The organism is Foliimonas ilicis, assembly GCF_039939195.1.
GTDB classification, from domain to species: Bacteria; Pseudomonadota; Alphaproteobacteria; order Rhizobiales; family Rhizobiaceae; genus Foliimonas; species Foliimonas ilicis.
The window spans coordinates 75,647-89,148 of sequence record NZ_JBDUUH010000006.1 but is presented as its reverse complement, the minus strand read 5'-3'; the positions used below and the strand labels follow the sequence as shown (position 1 = coordinate 89,148).

14 protein-coding genes and 1 pseudogene are annotated in these 13,502 nt (G+C 57.5%); 10 read left to right on the top strand and 5 right to left on the bottom strand.

Annotation, left to right across the window (positions count from 1 at the left end; genetic code table 11):
* Positions 1-243 precede the first annotated feature (243 nt).
* Positions 244-1,152, bottom strand: a complete 909-nt coding sequence (locus tag ABFT80_RS14530; protein ID WP_347972649.1) for a LysR family transcriptional regulator — start codon at positions 1,150-1,152, stop codon at positions 244-246.
* 184 nt (positions 1,153-1,336) lie between these two features.
* Between ABFT80_RS14530 and ABFT80_RS14525 the strand changes: the two genes are divergently transcribed.
* From ABFT80_RS14525 to ABFT80_RS14500, 6 genes are all read left to right on the top strand, one after another.
* A complete protein-coding gene (locus ABFT80_RS14525; RefSeq protein ID WP_347972648.1) occupies positions 1,337-1,756 on the top strand; it encodes a DUF1622 domain-containing protein in 420 nt (139 codons plus the stop codon).
* 34 nt (positions 1,757-1,790) lie between these two features.
* Positions 1,791-2,249, top strand: coding sequence for a RidA family protein (locus ABFT80_RS14520; RefSeq protein WP_347972647.1), 459 nt, complete (start codon positions 1,791-1,793; stop codon positions 2,247-2,249).
* Between the two features lie 179 nt (positions 2,250-2,428).
* On the top strand, positions 2,429-3,151 hold the full coding sequence (locus tag ABFT80_RS14515; protein WP_347972646.1) for an alpha/beta fold hydrolase: 723 nt from the start codon (positions 2,429-2,431) through the stop codon (positions 3,149-3,151).
* 155 nt (positions 3,152-3,306) lie between these two features.
* The gene (locus ABFT80_RS14510; RefSeq protein WP_347972645.1) at positions 3,307-3,747 is read left to right on the top strand and encodes a cupin domain-containing protein; all 441 of its coding nucleotides are present in this window, start codon (positions 3,307-3,309) and stop codon (positions 3,745-3,747) included.
* Complete coding sequence (locus ABFT80_RS14505; protein ID WP_347972644.1) at positions 3,744-4,694, top strand: DUF5996 family protein; 951 nt, start codon at positions 3,744-3,746, stop codon at positions 4,692-4,694. Before ABFT80_RS14510 ends, ABFT80_RS14505 begins: the two co-directional genes overlap by 4 nt.
* Before the next feature lie 42 nt (positions 4,695-4,736).
* Entirely contained in the window at positions 4,737-5,699 is a 963-nt protein-coding gene (locus ABFT80_RS14500; protein WP_347972643.1) for a pirin family protein, read from the top strand.
* A 175-nt stretch (positions 5,700-5,874) separates the two neighbouring features.
* Here ABFT80_RS14500 and ABFT80_RS14495 read toward each other — a convergent pair whose 3' ends face one another.
* Both ABFT80_RS14495 and ABFT80_RS14490 read right to left on the bottom strand, forming a co-directional pair.
* The gene (locus ABFT80_RS14495) at positions 5,875-6,318 is read right to left on the bottom strand and encodes a cupin domain-containing protein (RefSeq protein WP_347972642.1); all 444 of its coding nucleotides are present in this window, start codon (positions 6,316-6,318) and stop codon (positions 5,875-5,877) included.
* Between the two features lie 69 nt (positions 6,319-6,387).
* On the bottom strand, positions 6,388-6,555 hold the full coding sequence (locus ABFT80_RS14490) for a hypothetical protein (protein WP_347972641.1): 168 nt from the start codon (positions 6,553-6,555) through the stop codon (positions 6,388-6,390).
* 50 nt (positions 6,556-6,605) lie between these two features.
* Between ABFT80_RS14490 and ABFT80_RS14485 the strand changes: the two genes are divergently transcribed.
* A complete protein-coding gene (locus ABFT80_RS14485; protein ID WP_455189942.1) occupies positions 6,606-7,088 on the top strand; it encodes a Tn3 family transposase in 483 nt (160 codons plus the stop codon).
* 161 nt (positions 7,089-7,249) lie between these two features.
* Positions 7,250-8,278, top strand: a complete 1,029-nt coding sequence (locus ABFT80_RS14480; RefSeq protein WP_347972640.1) for an IS110 family RNA-guided transposase — start codon at positions 7,250-7,252, stop codon at positions 8,276-8,278.
* A 315-nt stretch (positions 8,279-8,593) separates the two neighbouring features.
* Here the strand turns inward: ABFT80_RS14480 and ABFT80_RS14475 are convergent.
* Positions 8,594-11,568: pseudogene (locus ABFT80_RS14475) on the bottom strand (Tn3 family transposase).
* 271 nt (positions 11,569-11,839) lie between these two features.
* Between ABFT80_RS14475 and ABFT80_RS14470 the strand changes: the two are divergent.
* Positions 11,840-11,989 carry a hypothetical protein gene (locus tag ABFT80_RS14470; protein WP_347972639.1) on the top strand — a complete coding sequence of 50 codons (150 nt, stop codon included), beginning with the start codon at positions 11,840-11,842 and terminating at the stop codon, positions 11,987-11,989.
* Between the two features lie 28 nt (positions 11,990-12,017).
* Complete coding sequence (locus ABFT80_RS14465; protein WP_347972638.1) at positions 12,018-12,149, top strand: hypothetical protein; 132 nt, start codon at positions 12,018-12,020, stop codon at positions 12,147-12,149.
* 406 nt (positions 12,150-12,555) lie between these two features.
* On the opposite strand, the gene ABFT80_RS14460 is transcribed toward ABFT80_RS14465, so the two are convergent.
* Positions 12,556-13,470, bottom strand: a complete 915-nt coding sequence (locus tag ABFT80_RS14460) for an AraC family transcriptional regulator (RefSeq protein WP_347972637.1) — start codon at positions 13,468-13,470, stop codon at positions 12,556-12,558.
* Positions 13,471-13,502: the final 32 nt, after the last annotated feature.

The window sequence follows — 13,502 nt, the reverse complement described above, 5'->3', positions numbered from 1 at the left end:
CGATGCAAAAGTAAAAAATCGGGCAGCCGCTGTATGATGTGCAATGGATTTTATGCGATCGAATCCTCTCCGATTTTGTTTCGAAACGATACTTTGGCGTGCCTCTCGAGACCAAAAGGTCGGTGAATTTGGCGGTCGCGGCGGAGACCGTACTTGCTTAAGATCGACGGCAGCGTGATCGGCGGTGCGAGCTTTCTCACCTTAAAACCTAAATGCCGGCAGGTTGCCGTGAATGATACTCAGTTAGATCAAATCAGCTTCAGGATGTAGATCCGACGGCATGTTCTGTTCGAAGAATTTTGAGAACACTGCAATACGTGGTGGCAGTTTCTGATACGGAGGATAATAGAGCGTAAGCCAAAGCTGCGGCGGAACCCATTCTTTGAAGATATGCACCAAACGGCCACTTCGCAGGTGTTCCGCGATGTTGAAGCCCGGCAGCAATGCTACGCCTAATCCTTCCGCAGCCATATCAGCGAGAAACTCGCCGCTGTTAGCACTGAAGCCACGTCCGGCGGATACGTTGATTGTCGAGCCGCCATCTGTGAGTATCCAAGACTCGCGTTTGCTTTCTCCACTATATGCGAGACACTCATCCGGCTTTAGTTCGCTTGGATGGCTCAATGTGGCAAACCGACTGCCGGGAGCTGCTACGAGGATCCTCGGGATAGCGCAGATCTTTCGCCAAATTGTGTATTTGTCGGATGGCTGAAGCGAAATGCGTATCGCAAGATCGTAGTCGTCTAAGACGATGTCCACCAGCTCATCTGCCAGAGATACCTGAAAGCTCATCTTAGGATAGAGTTTTTGGAACTCGGCTATGATGGTCGGCAATATCGTTTTGCCAAGCCACACTGGAGCGGTGATCCGCAAGCGTCCCTCATCCACCTTGTTGGCGTTCATTACGTCGCGACGAGCTATCTCAAGCGCATCAAAAGCAGGCTTGATCTGTGCGGCGTAAACTGCGCCATCGGTGGTGAGCGATACCTGTCGCGTAGTTCGGACGAACAACTGCACTCCGAGATCTTTCTCGAGCGTGGCGATTGCGCGCGTGACGGCCGCAGGCGTCATGTCTAGTTCACGCGCTACTTGCGCGAAATTTTTCTTCTCAGCTGCGACGAGAAACGTCCGAAGGACTTTGAAATTGTTCATATTGTTTCACAATCAGCAATTCTTTCGTGACGATTATTGCAATTCTGTCACGGCCTCATTGCGCCTATATTGGTGACCACAAACACATCCACCGACCCGTCGGCAATAGTTACGCTGTGTTGAAAAGGATGTGGTGGTCAGTTGAATTCGTCAACTAAATATAAAAATATTTTCAAGGCAAACTATGGCCGGTTCAAGTGAAGTTATAGGCATGGTGAGCCTAATTGCTCCTGTACTAGAGCCGGTGGCATTAGGCCTCGAGTTTTTTGGCATTGCTGTCATCCTCATCGGCGTTGTCCTGGCAACTGCTATTTACGTTAAGGATAGCTACCAAATTTCTTCGGAAATAGCCTACGTGCGCTACCGAGCAAATTTAGGCCGCGGGATTTTGCTGGGGCTGGAGATACTTATCGGCGCCGATATCGTCGCGACAATCATATCTCCTTTGACGTGGGATAGCGTCGGGCTGCTTGGCCTCGTCGTAATCATTCGAACCTTTCTGAGCTTCTCACTCGAAGCAGAGATTGACGGAGAGTGGCCGTGGAACCGCCAGTCGCGGGAGATCCTCAAATCTCATCGCAGCCGTTCCAAAGGAACTGATTGATACTCAACGAACATCACAACCAAAAGGGACCACTATGACCGATACGAGATTGGACAAGAAGTTTGCGAACCACGGTGTGCCTTGGGAAACCGGCTTTGGTTACAACCAGGCGATTCAGGTCAAGGATACGATTTACCTGTCAGGACAATTGAGCCATGACAGCGAAGGTAACTTTATTGCTCCGGCAGAACTTGATGGGGATGGAAGACCCGTCAACTACAACCAAATGGAGCCGCAGATTCGCCAATCATACGTGAACGCCAAAAAGCTCCTCGCCAAATTTGGGGCAACGCTGGACGATGTAGTGGAAGAGGCTTTGTTCGTTCTGGATATGCCTGCGGGGTTCGCTGCCGCTGCCAAGGTTCGCAAGGAGATGTATGGTAGCGAAGTACCTGGATGCGCGAGCAGCATCGTTGGCGTATCCACGCTGGCTCAACCGGTGCAACTCGTCGAGGTCACGTTCCGCGCGGTGATCGATCGCTCCGTAAACTGACCCCGATCATCTCCCACCACCCAGCATTGTGACCTACGCGCCTCCGCGGGAATGGGCGTGATCCGTGACGTGCTGGGAAGTTCGCTGGCGCTCTCGCCTCCAACAGCCTGCTCGTCATTTCTATTTGTGGATGCCTTAGCCCCACAGAGTCGCAAAAGCGAATATTTGAAAGAGATGTCATGTCCAGAATTGACGCGAATCCAGACAAACCCACAATCGTTCTCGTGCATGGGGCATTTGCCGACTCGTCGAGTTGGAACGCTGTTATCGCCAATCTCCAACGCGATGGATATGCAACCGTGGCAGTCGCTAATCCACTGCGAAGCCTGTCCAACGACGCGCGCCAGGTTTCTGATGTCATCGCCAGTGTCGAAGGCGCAGTCGTGCTGGTTGGTCATTCCTACGGCGGACAAGTCATCTCCAACGCGGCGAGTGGGAATAACAACGTCAAATCGCTAGTCTACGTCGCCGCCTTCGCGCCGGATTTCGGCGAAGCTGCGATTGAGCTCGCTGGCAAGTTTCCGGGCGGAACGCTTGGTGAAGCCCTCGCCCCCCCGGTCCAGCTCACCGTTGGTGGCGTTGACCTCTATATCGATCAGGCGAAGTTCCACGATCAATTCGCTCACGATGTTCCGCCCGAGGTGACTGCGCTGATGGCCGCCGGCCAACGGCCTATTGCTGAAGCGGCACTGACGGAAAAATCCGGTGAGCCAGCTTGGAAATCGCTGCCATCCTATTTTGTTTACGGTGACGGCGACAAGAATATACCAGCCATGGCCCTACAGTTCATGGCCGACCGCGCCGGCTCAAAGCGAACGGCCGTGGTTGAAGGTGCATCACATGTCGTGATGGTCTCGCGACCGGAGATTGTCGCGGACCTGATTAAGGAAGCTGCTTGGTAAGGTTGTTGTAGATAACGGATTCGCGCAACGGGCCTGCGCCCTTCGCTTCGATTGCGTTCGGCGGCGGGCACGATCGGTGCAGATCTCGAGGCGGTCGTGCATGAAGTGGATGCAAAAACATTATCACTTGATGCGGCCCAAAGGAGTGACAGCAAATGCACGTGGACCTCATACGCCGTCATGGGCTCATACCCCATCCAGAGGGAGGTCATTATCGGGAAACGTTCCGTCTTCCTGTGGGGCCGGATGGCCGGTCGGTTATGACAGCAATCTTATTCTTGCTCGCCGAAGGCGAGCGATCCCACTGGCACCGGTTGGATGCATCCGAATTGTGGTTGTGGCATGCCGGCGCGTCTCTGACGCTAAGGATCGAATCAGAAAGTGAAATCCACTTGGGCGATCAGATAGGCGAAGGACAGCAGCTGCAGGCGTTAGTCCCGGAGAGAAAGTGGCAAGCGGCGGCTGCAGAAAGCGGATGGGTTCTTGTCAGCTGCGTTGTTGCGCCTGGCTTCGAGTTCAAAGGCTTTGAACTGGCGCTGCCAGAATGGGCTCCATCAACAGCCCTTGCACATCAAAACATGGAGTCGATTGGATGAGCAGACAAAAACAAAATAACTGGCCAGAATTGCCTTACGCCGGTTGGGCGCAGACATGCAGCGCACTGCATCTCTGGACTCAGATCGTTGGCAAATATCGTTTGTCTCATACTCCATGGGACAAGCATTCGTGGCACGTCACACTATACGTAACGCCCCGTGGTCTAACGACAGGCCTCGTGCCTGATGGCGAAATCGGTATCACTTTGACGTTCGATTTTTACGACCACGTTCTTATCGGCGAAAACAACGGCGTGCGTGACAGCTTTCCGCTGGAAGAAATGAGCGTCGCAGAGTTTTTGGACCGGACGACAGTCCTGGTCACAGGGCTGGGCGGGAGCATGGCCATTCACGGCACGCCGAACGAAGTCCCGGACCCGGTCCCGTTCGCTGAAGATACCGCGCTGCGACCTTACGATAAGGAGGCGGTTGCAAATTTCCATCGAGCATTGGTCAGGATCGACCGAGTGTTTAAACGCTTCAGTACTGGGTTTTTAGGAAAGGTCTCGCCGGTCCACCTGTTCTGGGGCTCCTTCGATCTGGCAGTGACGCGGTTTTCTGGCCGCAAGGCGCCGCGCCATCCAGGCGGTGCGCCGGCGCTGCCCGACGATGTCGCCGTAGAAGCTTACAGCCACGAGGTATCCTCGGCCGGATTCTGGCCCGGCGGCGGAGGCGTGGACGAGCCGATGTTCTATTCATACGCCTACCCGGCCCCGTCTGGCTTTGCCGACAGATCGGTAGAACCGGAAGCCGCGCGGTTCGATGAGACATTGGGCGAATTCCTTCTGCCCTACGAAGCAGTGCGGAACAGCGAGGATCCCGAGGGCGATCTCATGCGGTTCCTGCGCACGACCTATGAAGCAGCCGCGGATACAGGTGGATGGGACCGGCAGGCCCTCGAATGCGAATCCGGGATGCCGCGGGTGCCACGCAAAGTGCAGGACTGAACCAAACGTTACGGCAAACTAAAACGAAAGCGGAGAACTTCTATGAGCTGGAGCCCACAACCCGATCCCAAACTTGGCGACCGCGCAAGCGCTGAGGCCATCGAAACGCTGATCGTGCCACGCGCGGTCGATCTGGGGGAGATGATGGTTCGTCGAGCGTTGCCGTCGACCAAGCGCCAGATGGTCGGCCCCTTTATCTTCTTCGATCAGATGGGACCGGCAGAGTTTCTGACCGATCAAGGCATAGACGTTCGTCCGCATCCGCACATCAACCTCGCGACGCTGACCTATCTCTTCGAAGGCGAGATACTGCATCGTGATAGCCTCGGTACCGAACAGGCCATCCAGCCCGGCGCAGTCAATTGGATGCGCGCGGGGCGTGGAATTGTCCACTCGGAGCGCACCAGTCTCGATCGGCGCCGCGACGGACAGCGCCTGTTCGGCATTCAGACGTGGATGGCACTGCCCGAGGACCGGGAAGAGGACGATCCGGCATTCCTGCATCACGGCGCCGAGGCGCTGCCACTGATCGACGCGGACGGCGTGAAGGCGCGGCTTATCGCGGGAAGTGCCTTCGGCGAGACATCGCCATTGCGAACCGCGTCCCAGACGCTTTACGCCGACGTGCAACTTGCGGCCGGGCGATCGATGCCGATCGACCCCTCCTATGAGGAACGCGCGCTTTACACGATTTCAGGCGAAATCGAGGTGGCTGGCGACAGCTTCGAGCCGGCGCAGCTCCTAGTGCTGCGCCCAGAAGATCCGATCACCATCAAGGCAAAGTCAGACGCACGCTTCATGCTATTCGGAGGCGCGCCGATGGGCGGCCCCCGCTACATCTGGTGGAACTTTGTCTCATCGCGTCTTGAGCGGATCGAGGCCGCCAAAGAAGAATGGGCACGCGGTCGCTTCGACACGGTACCGGGTGACGAGGCGGACTTCATCCCGCTACCCGAAGATCATACGCAACCGCGCCGTGCGACAGGTGGGGTCAATTATCCCTGATCGAGAAGCGATCCAGATGGCCCCAGGATGCCGAAGAGCTTTATTTTTCGGGAGAGTCAGTGCCATAGTTATGGCTAGAAGATGATGGCCGTTTCCAGGTCACTGTCGAACAGAGAGGTCACTAGGAACCCCTACGCCATTGTTGCGCAGTGCGTCCGCGGCCTCCGTGGTGAGATCACGCACACCTGCCACGATCGCGTTGAATGCGCTTCAGGGAGCTGACAGCCCGATGGTATTCTTCATCAGAAACCTTCTCCTCGAACTCGACGCCTGAGTTGCTCTCGATTTCGTGGATTGCGACGTAGATCAGCGAGGTTTGTGGCTTGGCGCCTTCCCAATGTCGACATCCGGGCGGAAACCATATGATGTCGCCGGATTGTAGCTCGACGGCCTCACCACCTTCGACCTTTGCCAAACCGGCACCCTTCGTCACGATCAGGGTCTGTCCCAAGGAGTTTACCTTCCAGGGCGTCCGCGAACCGGGCGAGAAGTTTACGGTCGCCCCGGCCAGACGGCTTGGGACCTCGCGGCGAAAGTAGCCGCTGATAATTACACTGCCGGTAAAAGTCTCTTCCGGGGCGTTTACGGCTGTCATGGTGTCAATACGATCATTCTGCATGATCAGGTCCTTTTCTTCAAATCGAAGGGTGGAATCGCAAGGCTCGCGAAGCCGAACACTGGACTAAACTCAGGCGTAGTATTCGGGACGATCGATATCAGCGAGAAGGCCGATTTCCCGCGGAGTCCAACCAAGTAACGCCTGGGTTTTCTTGCTCGAAGCGACACCCGCGCCGGTCACCCATGTTGCTAGGCCGCCAAAATGCGCTCTGGCCTCCTCAAGGGTCAGCGAGGCCAAAGGGATATTCCGTTCGCACTATGCCACGAGTATAAAAGTGACAAACGCGATTGATGGAAAAGGCCTCAAACTTCCCGTCGACGAGGCACAAGTCTAGAACTGCTATCGCCTTACAGGAAATCGGCAAGATCGAGCGCACCCTGTTCATGCTCGACTGGCTGGAAAATCCGTCGCTTCGCCGACGCTGCCAGGCCGGGCTCAACAAGAGTGAACAGCGTCATGTGCTCACCCACGCAATCTGCACGGTCCGGCAAGGCTGTATCATTGATCGCAGCCACGAGGCACAGCAATACCGCGCCTCTGGACTGAATCTCGTCATCGCAGCAATCGTCTACTGGAATTCCACCTATATGGCCGACGCCGTGGCCCATCTGCGATCAACGGGCGAATTCGTTCCGGATGACCTCCTGGCTCACACGTCGCCGGTAGGATGGGAGCATATCGCCTTCTCCGGCGATTTTCACTCGGATCGCGCCGCGTTGGCAACGAACCGAAAGCTGCTCAACCTCTCGTCCAAAAAGCGGGCGGCATGACGACGTTCCTCACCCGTTCACCCTTGGAGTTGTTTAGCGTACTTTCAACGCGATGCCCTCTAGGGGTCAGAACAAGATGGGGTGGTTGCCGTCCTCCCCTAACGGCATCGCAATGTGCCAAGTTGATGTGGTGTAGGCCACAGGACGGAGAAGACGGCAAGATGAAAGATATGATGATCGGAGTGGATCTGGCAAAGAACGTTTTCCAGCTACATGGTGCGTCGATGGCAGGCGACATGAAGTTCCGCAAGAAGCTGTCGCGAGGGCAATTCTTGCGGTTCATGTCGCAACAGCCGCCAGCGCTTGTGATCATGGAAGCCTGCGGCAGCGCCCATTTCTGGGCGCGCGAGTTGGTCAAGGTTGGCCATGAGGTCAAGCTGATCGCGCCGCAATATGTGCGCCCTTTCGTGAAGCGACAAAAGAATGACGCGGCCGATGCCGAGGCAATCGCCATTGCGGCGCGTCAGCCCGAGATGCGTTTCGTCAAACCCAAGACGCCGGATCAGCAAGCTCGAGCGGTTCTGTTCCGGGCGCGCGAGCGTACCGTCCGCCAGCGAACGGAATTGGTGAACGCTCTGCGCGCCGTTCTTTACGAATATGGGCAAGTCATTCCGCTCGGGATCGGTCATATCAAACGCGTTGAGGCGATTGTCGAGGATACCGAAATTGACCTGCCCGAACTTGTGAGGGAAGAGTGCCGCGATCTTCTGGCCCAGATCGCAGAGAAGTCGAACTGGATCGAGGAGAAAACCAGGAAACTCGCAGAACTGTCCCGACAGAGCGAAGTCGCGCGCCGGCTTCAGACCATGCCGGGCGTGGGACCGGTGATCGCACTGGCCGTCGAGGCTTTCGCGCCAGCGATGGAAAACTTCCGGTGCGGCCGAGATTTTGCCGCTTGGCTCGGTCTCGTTCCCCGGCAGTTCTCGTCAGGCGGAAAGGAGCGGCTCGGCCGTGTATCGAAGGCCGGACAGGCCGACATCCGCAGGCTACTGATCATCGGTGCGATGGCCCGCGTTAGGTGGGCGAGCCGCAAACCGCCTGCGCAAGGATCATGGCTTTCGCGGATGCTCGCCAGGAAGCCGAGAATGCTGGTGGCGATCGCACTGGCAAACAAAATGGCTCGGAAAATATGGGCCATGCTGACCAAGCAGGAAGATTATCGAAACCCGGCCTCGGCTGTGACGGCGTGACAGGAAGCTGACCGCAAATAGCCAGCGCCGGCAAGGAGGTGTGAGAAGTCGATGACCTGAATGGGCGCATGATCGAACCGATCGGGATTGGGAAAACCAGTACAGCTCTTGGAGCTCAGAACTCGGGAACAAGATTTGGACCTGATCCGCAGATCACCATACTGGCCAGCGGCTTCTGAAAGTGCCGCGAGCGAAGGCCTGACAGAAGACCGCACTCGATCGCACGCCAAAAAGGTCAGAAACGACTTGCACAACGGACGGCAACCACAGAAGAGCAGTGCGAAATCGTACGCTAAGGTCGAACGGATCACGAACTCATGCGGCTCGCCGTAGCCCAGCCGGGAGTCTCAGCGATCGGAAACCTTCCGGCAGATGCTGCTCGCTGTCCCAGGTGTAGATGCCGGTCAGATTGATGTGTTCCCAACTCAGTGGCGAGATGTGCCTGAGCAGTTGATCAGGAATTTCGAGACGCACACTGCGTAAGTGCGTGACGGCCCGTCGATATAGATCGTGTTCCAGTGTACGATCGCGCTGACAACGAGGTTGAGACCGGAGGCGCGGAAGGCCTGACTTTCGAACGATCGGTCTCGAATCTCTCCGCGCTCGTGGAAGAAAACGGCACGCTTCAGCTTATGCGCGGCCTCTCCTTTGTTGAGGCCGGCTTGGCAACGCCGACGCAATGCCGGGCTCGAATACCATTCGATCATGAACAGCGACCGCTCGATGCGACCGAGTTCCCGTAGCGCCCTTGCGAGTTGGCTTTGCTTTGGGGATGCTGACAGCTTCTTTAGAATCGTTGACGGCACCACGGACCGCGCCGTGATCGACGCCGCCAAATGGAGCAGATCGTCCCAATGGTCGAGAATCAGAGTGGTGTTGATCGGTGCTCCGATATGGTTCGACAGTGCCGGATATGTATCGCCCTTCTCGAACGTGTGGAACTTCCTGTCCTTTAGGTTCCGCAGTCGCGGTGAGAACCGCTTTCCGATCAGGGTAAACAGCCCGAAGACGTGATCGCTTGCACCGCCTGTATCGGTGAAGTGTTCCTGGATGTCGAGAACCGTGTCCTGATCGAACAGTCCATCGAGCACATAGGCCGCCTCGCTTTCGGTGGGGCTGATCGGCAAGATGCTGAAGTAGCCATACTGGTCGGACAAATGGCTGTAAAACTTCGAGCCCGGTTCGCTACCGTAGTGCAGATTGACGTCGCCGCGCTTTGCGGCTCGGTCGCTCGCGCGGAAGAATTGGCCATCTGACGAAGATGTCGTGCCGTTGCCCCAGAGGCGAGAATGCGGATGTCGGGTGTGCGCATCGGTGATGCATGCTTGCGCGGCACGATAGGTCTCCGACCGGGCGTGGAATGTGCGCATCCAGCCGATCTGGTGAGCGCTGATGCCTTTGGATGCGCTCGCCATTCGCTTCGGACCGAGGTTGGTTGCGTCCGCCAGCACGCCGGCCAGCATGGCCGAGACGTTTCTCGGAATGTCACCCGTGCGGACGTGCGTGAAGTGATCGGCAAAGCCGGTCCAATCGTGCACCTCCCTCGAGAGGTCCGGCACCTCAACCATTGGGTACATATTTCTGATCGCAGCATTCAGCTCGTCTGCGGCGGCGGGGACTTCGCCGGTGGTCGGCGTTACGATTAAGGTACCAGCTTCAAGGCGGACACCTTCGAGCTTTCCGGACCGTGCTCTGTGCGCCAGACGCTTCAGGTTGAAGTCGAGCATCTGACGCGCTTCGGCAAGCCAAGCCGCGCCATCACCTTGGACGCCCAATCCGATCCGATCCTCTTCCTTCATCGTGGCGAATGTCGACCGCGGCATCAGGTACTCGTCGATCGGTCGGAAGGATCGGCTGCCGTCGACCCAAATGTCGGCAGATCGAAGTCTGTCTCGCAAGATCGCGAGCGTCGCAATCTCGTAGAGACGGCGATCAGGCTGTCCCTGTTCGACGATAAGCCGACGATCAGCTTGGCTGAGGTGGGTTAGCGGGACGCGATCTGGAAGTGTCCGACGCTTCTCGGCATAGATCCGTTTCAGCAGCGAAATTGCCGCAAGGAGCGGATCGTGTCGCCGTGCGGATTGGAACGAGAACGCCTGCAGAAACGAACCGGCATATTTGTTGACGGTCGCATATTGCTCAGCCGCCAGAGTCAATGACGATGCCTCGCTGTTCTCGACCATCGACTCAAGTTCAGGCTTCATTCGGAGCAACCGGTGCCAGCCAACTTCTTGATCGAGGACCTCCAATGCATTCTGGCCGTAGTCGTTCGCCGATTGCAGGGCTGTGATCGTGTCGAGGAACATGCGCAGCGCCTTGGCGGTATCGGGCCTGCAATCCATGTGCCGTTGTTTCTTACGGTTGCTGGCCTGAGAGAACAGCCTTCCCATCAGCTTGATGAACATCGTCACAGCATCGTCGGTGAGCTTCTGGCTGAGTTTGATGACCTGCGCCACGATCAGCGCGTGCCGGCGGCTGGCATTGAAGTCGTTGGCCAGCCATGCCGGCGTGGCGTTCCCTTCACGGATCATTTGATCCCATCGTCCCGATGAAATCCGCATCTGCAATCTCGGATCGATCTTCAGCGTGCGCAGAAAGGCAAGCCTGTCGGTCAGCCCGACAAGGTTCGACGCACCAGGCGCATCCGGTGCCGATCGCAGCCAATGAAAGCGCGTCTGGCCGATCGACGGATCAACCTCTAACAGCCTGTCCAATGATTGAAGTGCATTGAGCGGAATGTCTTCAATCAGAGTTCTCTCCGCCTGCCGGCGGGCTAAAGCACGGCCGGCAAGGCCGATGCGTTCGATCGTGTCGATTGCGGGCAGAAGAGATCCACGTTCACGCAATGTGGTGACAATGGAACTGGCTATCGCAGCACCGTCGTTGGACATCGCCGCCGTCCGAACTGCGGCCAATAGCGCGGCGCGACGATCTTGCACCGTCGCGCTTCTCATATTCAGATACGCCATCAGGCGAGCCGTGTGATCGCGACGAGTTTCTTCACGGCGGGCATAGAGCGCAAATGATTCTGGGTCGGCGCTGATTTGGTCAGCTACATATCTGAGCATCGCGCGAGGCGGGGCCTCTTCTGCTCCGAGCACTCGGCCCGGATATCGCATCAGACATAGCTGAATGGCAAAGCCGAGCCGATTATGCTCACGCCTCCGCGCTTCGATCTCCAGGCGATCCGCCGGTGACAACGAATAGTGTCGGATCAGGCTGTCCTCATCGACTGGTATGTCGAAAAGCTTCCGTCGATCCTGCTCTTTGAGAAGCTTCCGCTTTGCCATCTTTCATCCCTATGCGCGACTATCTGGCAGAAGCGTTGTCGAGTCGGGCAAAAGAGGAAATCAAAACTGACGCGTCGCGATAACAATCCACAGGGATCGGACGCCGCTGATCCATACGCCGTTCATGGTCCGTTCGACCTTAGCGTACGATTTCGAACTGCTCTTGTTCTGACCCCAAATTGCAGCCATTGCCAACGAAGTCTTCAACTCCTCCATCGCCGTCACGCACCTCACGGACGAGCAATTGTCGAACAGCCTCCTGGGCGCCGGGTTGCCAGCATCGCTAGCCGAACTGCTCGTCGCCATGGATGCCGATACGCGCGCCGGGGGCGTCGATATCGTCACCGACACTGTTGAACGTCTGACGGGGACGCCGGGGCGCAGCCTGCGCGAGTTCCTGACGAAGACCGCGCCACTCTGACTGCCGTTGGGTGGTCACCAATGCCAAGTTGGCGTTCGACCAGGCCTTCGTCGGTGTCATGACCACCGGCGCGATCATCCTGATCGTTTTGTCCTTCGTGCTGGCCCTGACCTTCCGGTCCAAGCAGGGCGAGCCTGACGTGGCGGCCTGGTCGCATTGACCATAATGAGATGGCGCACCCTAAGGGTGTGCCGTCTCGTCCATGTCCGCTTATCGTGCCTCCTCTCCAAAACCGGACTGGCAGGTAGCCACCCGATTGTGTTGAAAAAGTCCGGCGCGATACTTTGGATGGGCTTAGCCGTCCCAAACATAGAAATTTCATCCTCTGGCGCTGGAAATTTCTGGCTTCTAATGACTCTTCCGCAAAAAGCGAAGAACGATATTCTCAGCTGGACGTCAGCGCAGCTCAGTCATCAAGCTAGCCGGACTTTTTCAACACAATCCACCCCATGCCTGCCGTTCACAGCCAAGGCCTAGTTTCCCAAAAGCTGCCAGCCGTGGTCATTGAACGATGTGAGCCACCCGCCGCAGTACGGGCATCGGACGGGAAATGATCGAGGTGCGATTTACGCGGCTTGGCGTCTGGTGGCGAACGCGCCGGGGGGCATTCCTACATGCCGCGAAAAGGCCATGCTGAATGAACTGACCGACCCGTAGCCGACGCGCCGCGCGAGTTCGGCCATCGCGATATGGCCCTTCACCAGCATGTCCTTTGCCACTGCCATCCGCCAAGCCGCTACATATTCCATGGGCGTTGATCCGACCTCGCCGCGAAAGCGGTCAAAGAAGGTGGAGCGCGACATGCCCGCTGCAGCGGCCAAGCCCTGAACGGACAGGCTTGCACCGGGGTCTGCATGGATCTGCCGCAGCGCCAGGGCAAGTTGGGGATCGGCGAGGCCGCGGAGCAAACCGGGTTCTGCTATCGTGCTTTCGACGGAGCGCAGGGCCTCGACCAGCAGCAGTTCCAAAAGCCGTCCGAGCACCATGTCGCGGGCTGCACGATCGCTTTGCGCCTCTTCCTGAATCATCTGAACGAGCGCGATCAGGCGTCCCTGTGCGCGCACATGGATCACCGCCGGCAGGAGCGAAACGAGCAGTTCCCGGTCCGGCGAGGCAAAGCTGCAGTGGCCCACGAGGCACCGCACCTCGGTCGGTGCGTCCTGTTCGCCTAGGCGGAACGTGCCAGGGCCGGTCTCCAGCGGCAGGCGCGGGGCGCCGCTTGGCGGCGGGTTGATACTCGACATGGTGAAATCGAAAACTTCGGGCACCAGCACGAAGTCGCCCGCTTCAAGAACCAGCGGCGCACCGTCCTCAATGGTCAGCAGGCATTTGCCCTCGACCATGGCGCAGTAGAACGGGCTTGCCATATTCGTGCGCTCGACGCGCCAGCGGCCACCGCCGGTGACAAGCTTGGCGATCGAGGGCGCGGGTTTGAGCAACGCAACGACGCTGGCGAGAGGGTCCGCCGTCAAGATTCCCATAATTTCGGACTTTCACTGAATCAATGTGGATT